Consider the following 13,631-nt stretch of genomic DNA (forward strand, 5'->3'; position numbering starts at 1 on the left):
CCGGAACCGATCCAACCCCCGCCCGCCGGCCCTGCTGAGTCGGTCGGTAGAACAGACTCACTGGACTGGCTGCGTCGCCACTGGCCGGCGGCCGCCGGCGCTGCGGCGGTGGCCGGCGCGGCCCTGGTGTACTTCATCCTGCTGCCCGGCAGCGGAGAGAGCCCTCGCTCGGGTTGCCTCAGCATGTGGTGCCGCCACCCACTCCCCATCGCCTACGGCCGGAGATCCGACCGGCAGCCCTTCACCGTCCCCGTCTTCGCCCTCACCGCTGCTGACACCGGGGACCGTGCTGGGCGGATGGGGTGGTGAATTCCTTACGAGACGCTGACGCGGCGGTCAAACTGAATCGGCACGTCAGCCCCACCGGTAACTCTGGTCATGGCCGTCACCGATCTTGGCAGGCGGCGGAGACCATCTGAGGAGCCGGACATGAGTAGGAACCACCAGCGCAGCACGCACAAGGCGAAGTCCAGGAGCCCCTTGACCCTGATCGGTGCCGGATTCCTCGCCACGGCCCCTGCTGCGGCGACGGTGAACCTGGCCTCCGCCGGTGAGCCCGCTCGTCCGGGCGGCAAGGCTGACCATGCGCCGCGAAGTGCGGTGTAGGAGGAGGCCAGTGGGCTGTTCGCCCACACCAGCGCCACCACCGCGGCCAACAGGACCAGCCCGCCGACGGGCTCCGTGCGCAACGCCCGGGCAACGGCCTGGCGTTCGGGCCAGGGCAGAAGACCGAGGTCGACCGACGAATCTCTGACTCAGGTCACTAGAGACTGGGCGGGCACCCTGGCCTCCAGCGCGACACTTCTGGGCCAGGCAGGCGTCGGCGTCGCTGCCGAGGACGTACCAGAAGCGAACTTCGGACACGGTGAGGAGACCTTCAGGGCGTCGGCGGAAAAGGGGAACACCCCCAGGGCGCCGACTTCCCGGCACACCACGCGCCGACTCTTTACGCGTTCTCTACACCGTATCGAGCGTGCTGCTGTAACCAACCAACCAACCAGCCGCCGACTCATTGGCCATACTGCTGCTACGTCAGGTCTTTGCGGCCCAGCCACGCCGGCCGTACCGGCACCCCATCCGCATACCGCTCCACGGGCGGTGGGGAGGGCGGAGGCGGCGCGGCAGCCGCCGGATTCGATTCGCCCTTGCGAGGCTGCGCGAGCTGAGCCGGTGCGGCGCTGTCTTCCAGCAGCTCCGCGACCGTGAACCGAGTGCTGAACGACTGCCAGGCACCATCGATGACCAGAAGGAACCCGTCACTCTCCCGGAAGAGCCGGCGCCGTTTGGGGCTCCTTGGATGCTCCGGTGAATGGTGCCGGGCGCGCTGCTCCAGCTCCACGAGCGCCTCGTCGCGCGTCCCCTCCAGCTGCGCCAGCACGTACGCCTCCGCGTGTTTACGCTCCCCGATGCCGACCGTCGTCTCGATGACCAAACCCCACGTCGCCATGTCCCCCCCTTGTTCGGATCAACGAACAGCCTACGAGGCCCAAGGCCGCGACGCCGTCCACGACGAAGTTGCCCGAGCCGGTTCCCCTGCTCCAGTGGGCAGCGTCCGCCGCAATAAATGCTTGTCGCGGGTCTACTGTTGCGGCCGGTGCGGGCAAGCTCGCCCGCATGGACGGTGCCACCTACCCCGCCGCCCTCACCCGCGCCGCCACTGCCTTCGTCGCGGTCATCACCCTCTCCGCCGCGGCGACCGCAGCCATCGCTGCCTTGTCCAGCTGACGAGCCCCATTTTGCGGCTGTGACGATCCTGCTGGCCTATTCGGGCCTTGGGGCAGGTCTGATGGCCAGAACCGCGCGGCCGGCGGCGCGCGCTGTATCACGTCGTCGTCGCTGGTGCCGGGGGGCCTCGGTCAAGGTCACCGGCACAACGGTTCCGTGAGGTCCGCCCGCACAAGGCACGGTGGGCCGGCCTGCGAAGTGAGCCTCGCGCTTTCACGAGGTGGGCTGTCCAAGAGTTGATCAGAAACACGGAAAGTGCCCTTGACCTGCAACGATAGGACTTGCTGAGGGTCCTGTTGGCTGCAGGGGAAAGAGCACTTTCCAGGTGAGAGAGCATATCTCGTCGTACCCACATGTCCGTGTCCGGGGAGACGGTCGGCAGGTGGTCTCGCAGGCAGGTGCGGTCCTGCTGCTGGAGACGGTCCGCAAGACGGGCCTTGACCAGGCGATATCCGCAGCTCTGGCTCCGTGGCGGAAGCCGCGGGCCGTCCACGATCCCGGCAAGATCCTCCTGGACGTTGCCCTGGCGGTCGCACTGGGCGGGGACTGCCTCGCGGACGTCGCGATGCTGCGGTGTGAGCCGGCCGTCTTCGGCCCGGTCGCCTCCGATCCGACCGTCTTCCGCCTGATCGGCACCCTCGCCGCGTCCGGCGAGAAGGCCCTGCAGGCCATCCGGTCCGCACGCCCCGGAGTCCGCCATCGTGCCTGGTCGTTGGCCGGCGAGAACGCCCCGGACGCCGACGGTCAGGTCACCGTCGACCTCGACGGCGTCCTCGTGATCGCCCACTCCGACAAGCAGGACGCGGCGCCAACCTGGAAGAAGACCTACGGCCATCACCCCCTGACGGCCTTCGTCGACCACGGACCGGGCGGAACCGGAGAGCCCGTCGCCACCCTCCTCAGACCGGGAAACGCGGGCTCCAACACCGCTGCCGACCACATCACCACCGCCCAACTCGCCCTGGCCCAACTGCCCAAGCGATACCGGCGAGGACGGCAGACGCTGATCCGCACGCACTCCGCCGGCGGCAGCCATGACTTCGTGTCCTGGCCCGCGAAGCGGGGCCGATGGCTGTCCTACTCGGTCGGCATGACGGTCAGCGAAGCGATCCACGAACACGTACTGAAGGTCCCCGCCTCGGCCTGGACCCCGGCCATCGAGAACGACGGTGAGGCGCGGGACGGGGCCTGGGTCGCCGAGCTCACCGGCAAGCTCCTTGACGGCTGGCCCAAGGGCATGCGGCTGATCGTCCGCAAGGAACGGCCCCATCCCGGCGCCCAGTTGAGGATCACGGACGCGGACGGCATGCGGATCACCTGCTTCGCGACCAACACCACCGGCCGGCCGATCGCCGCCCTCGAGCTGCGTCACCGGCTCCGGGCACGGGCCGAGGACCGGATCCGGGCCTACGCACCCGGCCGAACGGGTGTTCACCTTAATGTCGGGGCAGGCTGTCAATGCATCTTGTGTCGGGGCCCGGGCCCCGCCGGCGAGGAAACGGTTGACCAAAACCCACGGAACGGCTCGGCCCGGCCTGTCGGTCGGCCACACCGCCGTCGATGACGTTCGGTGGTCACTCTGCGCGGCGAGATCGACCATACGGTCAAGAACGAGCTCACCGAGGCCCTGTTGCCCCAGGGCAGTGTGACGCGGCCGTGGACCGTGGTGGACTTCAGCGACCTGCCAAAGGGCCAGCCGGTGGAGGTGTACTCGAGGTCCCGGCCGACGCGCGGGCAGTCCGTGCTGTTGTGCCGACTCGCCGTGCAGGTCGACGTCGGTGCCGGTGAGGAAGTCCAGGAGGTCGGGGTCGGTTGACGCGAGGCTGTCGACGAAGCCGTACGCGTCGAAGGCGAAGGAGCCACCTTCGGAGGGAGCGGGTCGGACGCACCGGATCAGGACGTGGTCCTCGTCTGGGTTGCGCCGCCTGTTGGGTACGCCGCCGATGTCGACGACAAGGTCGAAGCTGTCGACCATCCCTGGTCCACCTCAGCATTGCCGATTTCTACAGAAGCCCGCCCACCCCACGGAGCACGTCGCCGACGGTCTGGCAGGAGTCGACTCTGTGCTGTGCGCGGCGGGTGCGTTCATCCGGGTCTCGCACGAAGAGAGCCTGCCGTCCCGGGTGGTAGGTGCTGACCACCTTCAGACTCCGTTCACGGACAACTCCGGGGTGCGTCTTGAGCAGGCGGCGCCACGCGTCCTGGGCTTCGCTGCCCTGGAGAAGCACGACCTCGGCCTTGGGCATCAACCCCAGCAGCTGTTTCAGGACCTCGACGCCGGCCTGAAGCTCGGCCGCTTTCGGCGAGCGGTTGATGTACCAGGGGTAGGCGTTCCAGGGAGTGACGTCTCGCGGCGCGATCCCCGCCCCCTCGAAGAGCTGGACCTGAAGCTCCGCTGTCGGATCGTCGTTCTCCACGCACAGAAATCCGGAGCCGACACCCTCCTGTGTCTTGGGGCCCGGGTCCCGCAGGATCGACAGGGCGCGCGCGTCCACGCCGCCGTGCCAGGGGGCGACGTGCGGCATCCAGCCACGCTCGTCCTGGTCGCGCAAGGCGTCGACCATCTCATTGATCGGACGTACGTGAGGGGCGTAGCGCCCCTGCTCCTGCTCTATCCGGAACGCCCCGTCCCGCATTCGTCTCGCCATATTTCCTCCAACACCAGCTCACATCACAATGGGAACCCTACCTGGAGGGTCCGACACTGCAGACTGCTCAAGTAACTCTGCCCCACAGGGGGCCAGCGGAGGATGTCCTGGAGCATCAGGGCGTGTACCTGTCGGCTGAACTGCAGGGCGGGTTTGCCCAGTTCAGCGGACAGCCCGTAAAGCGCGTGGCTGTCGTCCCGCCTCATGGTCGAGAGAGATGGGCAAGGCCCAGATCTGCGCTCGGAGCCGTACCGGCTGCTTGATCCCGCCGGGACGGACGTCGGGCCGGTCGCGGTGTACGGAGAACTCACGTACTACGGGCACGAAGAAGCCCCCTACCAACGATGTTCTCGCCAGCAGGAGGCTGTCTTGTCCCCGGTGGGCCGTCTCTGGGCCGTCAGGGTTCCTGGGCTGAGTCGAAGACACCATCCAGGGCCCGGCGGGCTCGCTCGCTGCTGCTCACGGCCTTGATGCTCTCGCCCGCGTCCAGGAGGACCGAGGCGTAGAAGTGGCGAAGGGCGTGCACCCCGTGCTGCCGGGCGGAGGCGTACGGCTTTCCGGGTTCGGGCGTCGGGATAAGGCCGGCGGCTGCGAGGGCGGGCTTCCACTCCTGGATGTTGAAGTTGCTTCGCCATACGATTCCGTCGGCCGTGTTAGTGAAGATCAGGCGTCGCTCGGTGAGCGGGCCGTCCGGCTTGATCCACGGCAGTTTGATGCCCACGGGCGGGTGACTCGTCGTGTGCCGGCGCAGGGCGGAGGCCACCGAGGACGGCAGCGGCACGTCTCGCTCCTTGTTGCCCTTGGGGGGAGCGAAGACGGAGACACCCCGGATCAGCTTGATCTGAGTGGTGACCCGCAGCGTGTCTCCGTCGAGCTGTACGGCGTCTTCTGCCAGGCCGATGATTTCGCCCTGCCGGAGACCGCAGCCGCCGCCCACGGCGACCATGGCTTGGTACCGGTCCGGCAGAGCGTCGCGGACGGCATGGACTTGGGACGGGAGCCACAGCATGACCCGGGCGGCCGAGACGGCCGGCGGGCGGACGGACGCCGCCGAGCACGGATTCCGGGCGAGGTGGCCGTCATCCACGGCGGCCGACAGCACCGCGCGGACGTTGGCGTAGATGTTGCGGGCGTAGCTGCCGCCTATCGAGTCGTTCTCCAGGTCGCGCACGAACTCGCGGACGTGGACCGGGCGGAAGGACCCAAGCGGACGTGCCCCGATGCGGGGGAAGGCGTGCAGCCGAAGACGGGTCTCCGTCCCGATGCGTGTGTTCAGGTCGGTCGTCTGCCCGGCGATCCAGCGCTCCGCGTACTGCTGGAAGGTCGTCCGGGCGGCCTTGGGATCGACGTACTCACCACGAGACATGTCGGCAGCCGTCTCAGCCAGCCACTCTTCGGCCTTGCGCTTCTGACGGTCAGGGAAGGACCGGCTCCTGCCTGCCTTCGGCGCAGGCAAAGTCGAGCAGACGCGGCCCAGGGCGTCAAGGTCGTTCGTACAGTGGCGCGCTCCACCTTGTCGCCCTGAACCACGCCCGCTCCAGATACGTGTGGGCCGAAGGTAGACGGGATGGAAGCAGGGGAGGGTGGTGGTGCCCGTCAAGAAATCACGCTTGGGCGAGCGCCAGGAGGATGAAGACGAACCCCGTGGTGGACAAGGCAGTCATGGCGGCAAAGCGCCAGCAGGCCCGCCGCCGTCTGGCCAACGCCACCACAAATCCAGCGACAGGAGCGACTGCCGCACCGCCCAGGCCAACCCAGAGCAAGACCCTGGCGACCCCCTCCCAGAAGACATGGGGCGACGGCCCGGACACGATGCTCAAACCCACACAGAGTGCGACGGGAAAGAGGAACCACCATAAGGTCAGTCCGGTGATGATCCGGGAAGTCGCCTGGTCAGTGGTATCGATATCGCGGACGCTGGCCATGGCGTGATCGAGTGGGGTGGCGCTGTCGGATGGCATTTCCGGATCATAGAGAGTGCCCGGGAACCCTGTGAAGAAAGGGATGCGCTGGGCTCAAGCCAACCGCGCGTACGGGCCGACCACCCGTGGCTGCGAAGCACATCCCGGGAATTCTGGCGTCGTAGGTGTGCAGCGCAATCTCCGAAGCTGGCGCCGTGCGGCACGTGCGCCGGAAGGCGCATGACAGTTCGGGGACGTCGTGATGTGCTACAGCCAGGCTGCCTGGGCGTCAAGGCGGACCACACTCCGGACCTCTCACAGAATTGCTCGTCACCGGTCACTTATGAGGAGCAGGCGGGAGCGGACGCTCCTGAAGCCAGCAACGCACTTGCTCGGCCTCCTGATGGCGCCCGAGGCCGTCCAGCGCCTGCGCCTGCAGCCCCAGCACGCCGTGGAGTCGGGGGAAGGCAGCGTGGCAACATGGCCTGTGGCATGCGCCGCAGGGCGTCCCGAACAAACGGAGCACTCCCGTGTCTGAGCGTCACCTCGCGTGCGTCGCGCGCACCGGTTCTACCCACATCTCCAGGCAGTTGGGCGGCGGTGAAGCCGCAGTCATCGTGACCATCCTCGTACTCGCCGGAGTCCTCACGCTCACGGGGATGCCGGCCGCCGAAATCCTGAAGCTTCTGTCCTGGGCAGGACTGATCGCGGTGGCCCTCATTACGATGGCCGGCGCCAGCCCGCTGCGCGGTTTCAGCCGTGCGGTACGCGCTCTTCTGGCCCCGGCCAACCAGCGCTGACGGGCCGATAACGTGGCACGACCAGAGAAGCCCCTCCTTGACGGCAAGGGGGAACTAGGTCCTGTCTGATGTTGTGATCTCTCTGCCGGGGTTTCGGCCCGTCGGGCCGAGATCTTCGGTAGAACAATGCCCGTGACTCGAGCACAACTGACCGATGGTGAGTGGGACTTCATTGCGCCCTTCCTGCCGATCGGCGCCTTCGGCCCGTATCCGCAGAACCCGAGGGCCCAGTTCGAAGGCGTCGTGTGGAAGTTCCGGTCCGGGGCCGAGTGGCGAGAGATGCCCGAGTGCTTCGGGCCGTGGCAGACCGTCTACGACCGGTTCCGCCACTGGCGGAAGGCCGGGGTGTTTCACCGCGCTGCTCGACGGCGTGATAGCCGAGGCTGCCCGGCAGGGCAAGGTGGACCTGTCGCTGGTCAGCGTGGGCTCGACCACGGCCCGGGCCCACCACGACGCGGCGGGACTGCCCGTCGACGCCGAGGTGCTGGACGCCTTGGAGAAGGCAGCCGCCGAAAAAGGGGCACAGGCAAGGAACAAGACGGACACCAAGACCCCGCCGTCCAAGAGCGCCGACGGCTGACCAGGCGCCGCAGGGCCCGCCTGGCGGCAGCAAGTGTGGGCCGCTCCCGTGGCGGCCTCACCACGAAGATCCATCTCGCGATCGACTCCGCCTGCCGCCCGCTGGCCGTCATCGTCACCGTCGGGCAGGCGGGTGACAGCCCTCAGTTCATTCCCGCCTGGAGAAGATCAAGGTCCGCGGGCCGGCCGGCAGGCCCCGGACCCGGCCCGGGCCATTGCCGGCGACAAGGCGTACTCCTCCCGCCGCAACCGCACCTACCTGCGCAGACGCGGAATCAAGGCCGTGATCGCCGAGCCGAGGGACCAGGCGGCCAACCGCCGGAAGAAGGGCTCGCGTGGCGGGCGTCCCGTCACCTGCGACCGCGACCTCTACCGTGGGCGCAACACCGTCGAACGCGGCATCAATAAGATCAAGGCATGGCGGGGCCTCGCCACCCCGCTACGACAAGGACCCCGCCAACTACCAAGCCGGCCTTTGAACTCCGCGCGGCACTTCTCTGGATCCGCAGCCTCCAAAACCGCCCGGCAATCACAACATCAGACAGGCCCTAGCCGGGCATCTGGCCCGGGCGGTCTTCAACGTTGAGCGTTGGCTGGCCGAGCTGCCACCGGCGGGCGGGACGCCCATCGATGCTGTCGCGTACTTCCTGTCTGGCGCCGGCCCGGCGCCGCATCTGGAGGATGCGGTGCCGCGTCGGATCCGCGAGGTGGGCGAGCAGGAGGCGGCCGGTGGGCCTGCACGGTGGCTGGCGACAGGCCGGCCGTCGAGCCGAGGAACTGCTCCAGCGCGGGCACGAAGTCGCCCGAAGACAGCCCGTGCAGGTAGAGCAGCGGCAGCACCTCACTGACTTTGGGTGACTTGCGGCACCACGGCGGCAGGATCTTCGAGGAGAACCGCATCCGCTCGCCGGTGGCCTCGTCCACCCGCGTGTCGTTGACGCGCGGGGCCGTGACCTCGACGGAACCTGCGGCAGTGGTCACGGTCCTCGGCCGGTGGTGGCCGTTGCGGACCACCAGGCGGCGCCCGGCCTCGTCCATCTCCGAGGCCAACTCGGCTATGTACTGGTTGACTTCGGCCTCCAGCGCGGCGGCGAGCATCCGCCGGGTGCCCTCGCGGACGATCTCGTCGATCAGGGAGCCGGACTCGGTGGAGCCGTCGGCGTTCACTACGCTGAACGGAACGTCGGCTACTGGTGACTACTTACCCCGGAGGAGCCAAAGGCGGTGTCCGCGACGATCCGCTGTATGCAGCGGAGCTGCCGACGCAGGACCACCTCGCCCGGGTTCTCGGGCCGGGTCTCGATCCAGGTCTTCGCCAGGGGGTTGGTCCACAGCAGAACAACCGGATCGTTCGCGCTGTCCCTCACCCCGCGGCGCCCGATGTACCACGGCCGGGACTCTCCGCCCGGTTCCTCCGGCGCATCGACGCGGGTGGTTGCGGAGGTCCGCAGCAAGCTCAAGCCGGACTGGATCGCCCGCGAGCCAGTCCGCGCCCGCCTCCGCAGCGCCATCAAGCGTCTCCTGGCCCGCCGCAACTACCTGCCGGACGAGGCCCCGGAGTCCATCGACTTGGTCCTGAAGCAGATGGAGCAGTTCGCCAACGAGTGGTCCACGAACGGCACCCAGGACAGCTGACCCTGGGCGGGAGACGAGAGGACCAAGAGGAGGCAACAGGCTCGCCTCGTACTGGTCCTTCTTGGTTCTTGGGCGCGGCTCTCGGACGACAGAGATGATTACTCTCCGAACCCTTGCGGTTTCGTGGACGAGTCCATACCGTCAGAGACGTACGGATTCGTCTACGAAGCCGAAACTGGAGGCTCTGTCATGGACCACCCGACCATGCGCGCGGCGGTCGTCGCCGCACTCGCCGACGTCGAATCACTCCACACCAAGCTGAACGGCCTGCTCGCCGACATCGACGGAACCGACGTCGCCGTCGACCTCGGACGCCAAGGGCTGTGGACGAAGGCACAGGTCTCGCTGCTGTGGAGCAGGGTGGGCCACCTTCCCGGCGTCCGCGCGCTCTTCGAGGTAACCGCCGAACGGCCCGACGAGAAGATCACCTTCACGGAGCTCCTCCAGCGCTCCGGACTCCAGGAACGCCAGCAGAGAAACGAACACGCGGCCCTCAGTCGTATCTCCTCCCATCTGTTCAAAGAGAAGCGCTGGCCCATCGACAACAGCCAGGGCGGTTCCGACAGCACGACAGGCAAAGCCGAGATGCTCTATTGGATGGACAACCGCGTCGCCGAATGGTGGCGCGACATCGCCCAGTAGAGGTCCGGACAGAGGAGATCAGTGGCGCCGGCGCACTGGACCGCCCGCCATGCCTCGGCGGATATAGGGAGCGCTCAGTGGATGGACGGTCACGGTAGGGCTACTCGCCGCGCAACCGGCGACGCGGGTGTCAACGTTCACGCCGCAGCGAAACCCGCACATTCGCATCGTCATCACGATCAAGGAACAGGCCCGACCCTTTAACGCTGGTGAGGTACGGAACGCGCACGCCTGCATCGAGAACCTTCGGCTCCCCTGTGCCGGTCGCCAGGTTCAACTCCGCGACGACCGCCTCCGAGCCGCTGGCCGCCGACTTCCCCAGGACCGCCCCGTAAGCCGTGCCGTCGTCGCGGATCGCGGCGAGCGCGATCGTCTTGCGGTCGCCGTCACCCTCCAGACAGGTGCCCTTGCCTCGCTTCAGATCAAAGACAACTGGTCCGGCTGCCAGGTAGCGGCCGTCCGGCGAAGTAATCACGGGGTAGTCGCGAGCTTCATTGGAGTCCGCGACGTCATACGCACAGACCATGCTGGCCCGGAGCTTGCCCGTTCGCCCATCGTGCACTGACCACAGCGGGTCGTTCGGAGCGCCAAACTTGCCGCCCGTCGACCAGCCGACGAGAAGGTTGCCGTCGGCGACGCCGTACGCATCGCCATTCCAGGAACCGACAATGCCTGTCTTCGCTTCGAGGCCGTGCGGGCGCACGTCGTCGCTGAACCAGCGGCCCGGAAGGCCGAAGCCTCCGGTACCCATGCTTACCAGCGGGCCGTCCGGCGTGGCTGCCATCACGCGGGTACTGGAGCACGCCACCGTCGTTGCACACTGGGAAAGCAGCCCGTTCGGCTTCTGATACGAGTCGACCTTTCCGGTCGCCACGTCTACCGCCGCAGCCGAGCGGGGAAAGGCCTCGTTCCCACCCCAGGCGACGAGGACCCGCCCACCAGTCGATCTCACATGCACCTCACCGGGGTCCGCCGAGACGGGGACATCGATCTCCCGCAGCGGCTTGACCGAGGTGCCCGAGGCGTCGGCGGCGTACACGGCGAGCCGCACCACCTCCGCCCCCTCGTGGAGAGAGTCCTTGCCCCGCATTCCGTGCGCGTACGCAAGCACGTACTCACGCCCGTCCTGCTCGACCGCCGTCACATCCGGGATTTCTCCCAACTCACCGGACTCCGCATCCCCCTCCGCACCCTCGACCGGCGTGGGCGGGTTCCAGGGCGCGGAAATCCAGCGGGCCTTGCCGGTGTCGGCGGCCTTCGCCTCGACGGTGTAGCCGTTCGAGGCGACGTGCAGCATGGCGATCGCACCGGAGCGCGGTACGGCGGTCACGGGAATCGTCCGCACTACACCTGGAACCCAGTTCAAGGTTGCGTCCCAGCCTTTGGCGGGGTCGTAGGCCGACGGTACGTGCAACTCAGCGAGCGGCTTCGCCTTGTGGCTCGGCTGAGCGAACCCGTTCTTGTCTTGGTCGCTGCTGTCACCGTTGTCGCCGCTACACCCCGCCACCAGGACTGCCGCCAACAGGACCCCGCCTATCGACGTGGCCACACGCATGTCGCTCTCCCTCTTCGCCCCGATGGCAACCCTCACGGGCGCCCGTGATCAAGCGTTTGGCGACGCTACCAGGGCTGACTACACAATTAACGCGGGCGATCGCTCTCTGCTCGCTACCAGCAGCACGTTCACCTGGTCTTCTCGCCGACTCCGTGGAGGCAGCGTCGGTGCGCCCGATCGAGAGGCACATACGAATTGGCTGATAGGGGCCGCTGTATGGCGGGGAGCCGACCTTGATCAGGTTCCGCGAGAGCTGGTCCGATTATGCGCGTTGAGGCTTCGGATTCGGGGGTTGCCTTCGTGACCAGATCTACAGCGGGAGGGCTGTGCCGCGCCAGAGGCGGCCAGTCGAAGCGGGACAATCCCTGCTCCGGCAGACGACCCACTCATGAGACTTCGGCGGGGAATCACGGTCGCCATCGTGGCCGCCGGCGGGGCCGTGACAAGGATGCTGGTCGGGCTCGTCAAGGCGGTGTCCGAGACAGAGTGGCCCGGGTGGCTGGGGTGGTTGCGGCGCCATGCCTGGTTCTCGTTCGCTGTGCTGGGCGGGGCTATGGTCGGGCTGGCCGTGCTGCTTGCGGCGCTGCCAGCCACTCCCAGCTGATCAACTGCACGGCCTCCGAGGTCGCCGCGATGATCGAGGGCGCGATGCGGCACGGCACCACCATGGATGTCGAGGCCAACTACACAGACAGTCATGGCCAGTCGGGGATCGGGTTTGGCATCACGAGACTGCTGTGCGTGAAGCGTGGGCGAGGCCAGAAGGAGCGATGGGAGGGAGAAGGAAGCCAGATGGTCCACCTCCCTCCCGTAAACGTCATGTCGCTGTGTTCGCACTGCTTTGTGAGGCGTCTTCCTTGGGTTGCGTCTTCACGACACCCCGCCCACGCGTAAGGTCCATCTCGCGCCATTCCGGCCGCAGTCCGGCCAGATTCGTGGTGAGGAAGTACGCGGCGCCGCAGGTGAGCAGCACCGGCATGAGTCCGACAGCGGTCACCGCCGCCCCGGCGATCAGCCCGCCGAGAGGGATGCCGGCCCAGGCCAGCGAGTCACCGAGCGCGTTGACCCGGCCCAGCATCCGGCGCGGAACCCGCTCGACGAGGACGGCCCCCAGCACTGGGTTGATGAAGCCGGCGCCGAACCCACTGATTGCGAAGACGGCCAGTACTACCCCCAGCGGGGCATCGAAGGCGAGGATCAGGAACCTCGGTGCCCCGAGCAGCAGGAATCCGGTGAGAACCACCACCCGCCGCCGCAGCCGGTGCGCGACCACTGCGGCGATCAGGCTCCCGCCGACCGCCGCGGCCCCCATCACGCTGCCCATCAGACCGATCGCGGCCGGCCCGTTGCCGGACTCCCTGGCCCAGACGGGTACGAGCACCGAGGTGAACGCCGCGTCCAGCAGGTTGGTGATGCCGACCATGACGATGACGGTGAGCAGCAGCGGCTCGCCGCGCAGGAAGGTGAAGCCCTCGCCGAACCGCCGCCAGTAACCCGGTCCCGTTCCCCCGGCCTGAGAGGGGGCTTCCTCGACCGCGTGCCCCATGCCGCGGGGCAGAGCGAGTTTGATGATCAGCGATCCGAGGGCGAAGCAGCCCGCGTTCACGGCGAGCCCCGTCAGGGGACCGAGCAGAGCCACGAGGGATCCGCCGACCGCCAGGCCGACGGTGGAGGCGAGCCGCTCGATCACGCCGGACAGACCGGTGGCCCGCTCCAGCGGCACCTGGCCGCGTTCAGCCGCCTCCGGGACCATCACCTCCTTGGCCAGGTCGCCGGGTCCCCGGGTCGCGCCGATCAGCGCGACCACAACCAGCAGAAGGGGAAAGGAGAGCAGGTCCAGGGCGTGGAGCAGGGGAACCGCAGCAGCGGCGGTCGCGCTGGCCAGATCGGTGGTCCAGGAAACGGCCCGCGGGCCGATCCGGTCCACCAGCGGCCCGGTGAACGCCTTGACCACCACGTAGGGCGCCATCTCGCAGAAGGCGACCAGCCCGGTCTGGGTGGCGCTGCCGGTCGTGACGAGGACGAACCAGGGCAGTGCCACAACGGAGATCCGCGTGCCGGTCAGCGACACGGCCATGGCCGCCAGCACCCCACCCAGCGGGCGTAAGGACCGCTTTGTGGGCATGCCGTCGGTGCTTAAAGCGGC

The 13,631-nt window shown here is 67.9% G+C and carries 13 protein-coding genes and 3 pseudogenes; 9 read left to right on the plus strand and 7 right to left on the minus strand.

Annotated elements, in window-relative coordinates; translation table 11 throughout:
- Together P1P75_RS20650 and P1P75_RS20655 are read left to right on the plus strand one after the other, a co-directional pair.
- On the plus strand, nucleotides 1-309 hold a 309-nt coding region (locus P1P75_RS20650; protein WP_319257500.1), incomplete at its 5' end, for a hypothetical protein.
- A 120-nt stretch (nucleotides 310-429) separates the two neighbouring features.
- The gene (locus P1P75_RS20655; RefSeq protein WP_319257501.1) at nucleotides 430-606 is read left to right on the plus strand and encodes a hypothetical protein; all 177 of its coding nucleotides are present in this window, start codon (nucleotides 430-432) and stop codon (nucleotides 604-606) included.
- 421 nt (nucleotides 607-1,027) lie between these two features.
- Here the strand turns inward: P1P75_RS20655 and P1P75_RS20660 are convergent, their stop codons facing one another.
- Entirely contained in the window at nucleotides 1,028-1,447 is a 420-nt protein-coding gene (locus tag P1P75_RS20660) for a hypothetical protein (protein ID WP_319257503.1), read from the minus strand.
- Between the two features lie 603 nt (nucleotides 1,448-2,050).
- On the opposite strand from P1P75_RS20660, the pseudogene P1P75_RS20665 reads away from it, so the two are divergent.
- Nucleotides 2,051-3,130: pseudogene (locus P1P75_RS20665) on the plus strand (IS1380 family transposase); the annotation flags it as partial.
- Between the two features lie 165 nt (nucleotides 3,131-3,295).
- On the plus strand, nucleotides 3,296-3,541 hold the full coding sequence (locus tag P1P75_RS20670) for a hypothetical protein (protein ID WP_319257505.1): 246 nt from the start codon (nucleotides 3,296-3,298) through the stop codon (nucleotides 3,539-3,541).
- Nucleotides 3,542-3,728: 187 nt separating this feature from the next.
- On the opposite strand, the gene P1P75_RS20675 is transcribed toward P1P75_RS20670, so the two are convergent.
- The 3 genes from P1P75_RS20675 to P1P75_RS20685 all read right to left on the minus strand — a co-directional run bounded on the left by P1P75_RS20675 (nucleotide 3,729) and on the right by P1P75_RS20685 (nucleotide 6,334).
- Complete coding sequence (locus P1P75_RS20675) at nucleotides 3,729-4,373, minus strand: uracil-DNA glycosylase (RefSeq protein ID WP_319257507.1); 645 nt, start codon at nucleotides 4,371-4,373, stop codon at nucleotides 3,729-3,731.
- Between the two features lie 397 nt (nucleotides 4,374-4,770).
- Nucleotides 4,771-5,739: a tyrosine-type recombinase/integrase gene (locus P1P75_RS20680; protein ID WP_319257509.1), complete on the minus strand. Its 969-nt coding sequence runs from the start codon at nucleotides 5,737-5,739 to the stop codon at nucleotides 4,771-4,773.
- Between the two features lie 238 nt (nucleotides 5,740-5,977).
- Nucleotides 5,978-6,334: a hypothetical protein gene (locus tag P1P75_RS20685; RefSeq protein ID WP_319257511.1), complete on the minus strand. Its 357-nt coding sequence runs from the start codon at nucleotides 6,332-6,334 to the stop codon at nucleotides 5,978-5,980.
- Nucleotides 6,335-6,804: 470 nt separating this feature from the next.
- On the opposite strand from P1P75_RS20685, the gene P1P75_RS20690 reads away from it, so the two are divergent.
- Together P1P75_RS20690 and P1P75_RS20695 are read left to right on the plus strand one after the other, a co-directional pair.
- Entirely contained in the window at nucleotides 6,805-7,074 is a 270-nt protein-coding gene (locus tag P1P75_RS20690; RefSeq protein WP_319257512.1) for a hypothetical protein, read from the plus strand.
- Between the two features lie 132 nt (nucleotides 7,075-7,206).
- Nucleotides 7,207-8,205 (plus strand): annotated as a pseudogene (locus P1P75_RS20695) (IS5 family transposase).
- A gap of 186 nt (nucleotides 8,206-8,391) precedes the next feature.
- Here P1P75_RS20695 and P1P75_RS20700 read toward each other — a convergent pair.
- Nucleotides 8,392-8,820 (minus strand): annotated as a pseudogene (locus P1P75_RS20700) (transposase); the annotation flags it as partial.
- 57 nt (nucleotides 8,821-8,877) lie between these two features.
- Here P1P75_RS20700 and P1P75_RS20705 point away from each other — a divergent pair.
- Nucleotides 8,878-9,288, plus strand: coding sequence for a type I restriction enzyme endonuclease domain-containing protein (locus P1P75_RS20705; RefSeq protein WP_319257514.1), 411 nt, complete (start codon nucleotides 8,878-8,880; stop codon nucleotides 9,286-9,288).
- 189 nt (nucleotides 9,289-9,477) lie between these two features.
- Entirely contained in the window at nucleotides 9,478-9,930 is a 453-nt protein-coding gene (locus tag P1P75_RS20710; RefSeq protein ID WP_319257516.1) for a hypothetical protein, read from the plus strand.
- A gap of 130 nt (nucleotides 9,931-10,060) precedes the next feature.
- On the opposite strand, the gene P1P75_RS20715 is transcribed toward P1P75_RS20710, so the two are convergent.
- Entirely contained in the window at nucleotides 10,061-11,485 is a 1,425-nt protein-coding gene (locus P1P75_RS20715; RefSeq protein ID WP_319257517.1) for a hypothetical protein, read from the minus strand.
- 633 nt (nucleotides 11,486-12,118) lie between these two features.
- Between P1P75_RS20715 and P1P75_RS42050 the strand changes: the two genes are divergently transcribed.
- Nucleotides 12,119-12,379, plus strand: coding sequence for a Tn3 family transposase (locus P1P75_RS42050; RefSeq protein ID WP_369076342.1), 261 nt, complete (start codon nucleotides 12,119-12,121; stop codon nucleotides 12,377-12,379).
- On the opposite strand, the gene P1P75_RS20720 is transcribed toward P1P75_RS42050, so the two are convergent.
- Nucleotides 12,303-13,610: an MFS transporter gene (locus tag P1P75_RS20720; RefSeq protein ID WP_319257519.1), complete on the minus strand. Its 1,308-nt coding sequence runs from the start codon at nucleotides 13,608-13,610 to the stop codon at nucleotides 12,303-12,305. The two genes, P1P75_RS42050 and P1P75_RS20720, sit on opposite strands and share 77 nt — an antisense overlap.
- Nucleotides 13,611-13,631: the final 21 nt, after the last annotated feature.

This window comes from Streptomyces sp. ID05-39B (genome assembly GCF_033794725.1).
GTDB lineage: Bacteria > Actinomycetota > Actinomycetes > Streptomycetales > Streptomycetaceae > Streptomyces > Streptomyces bobili.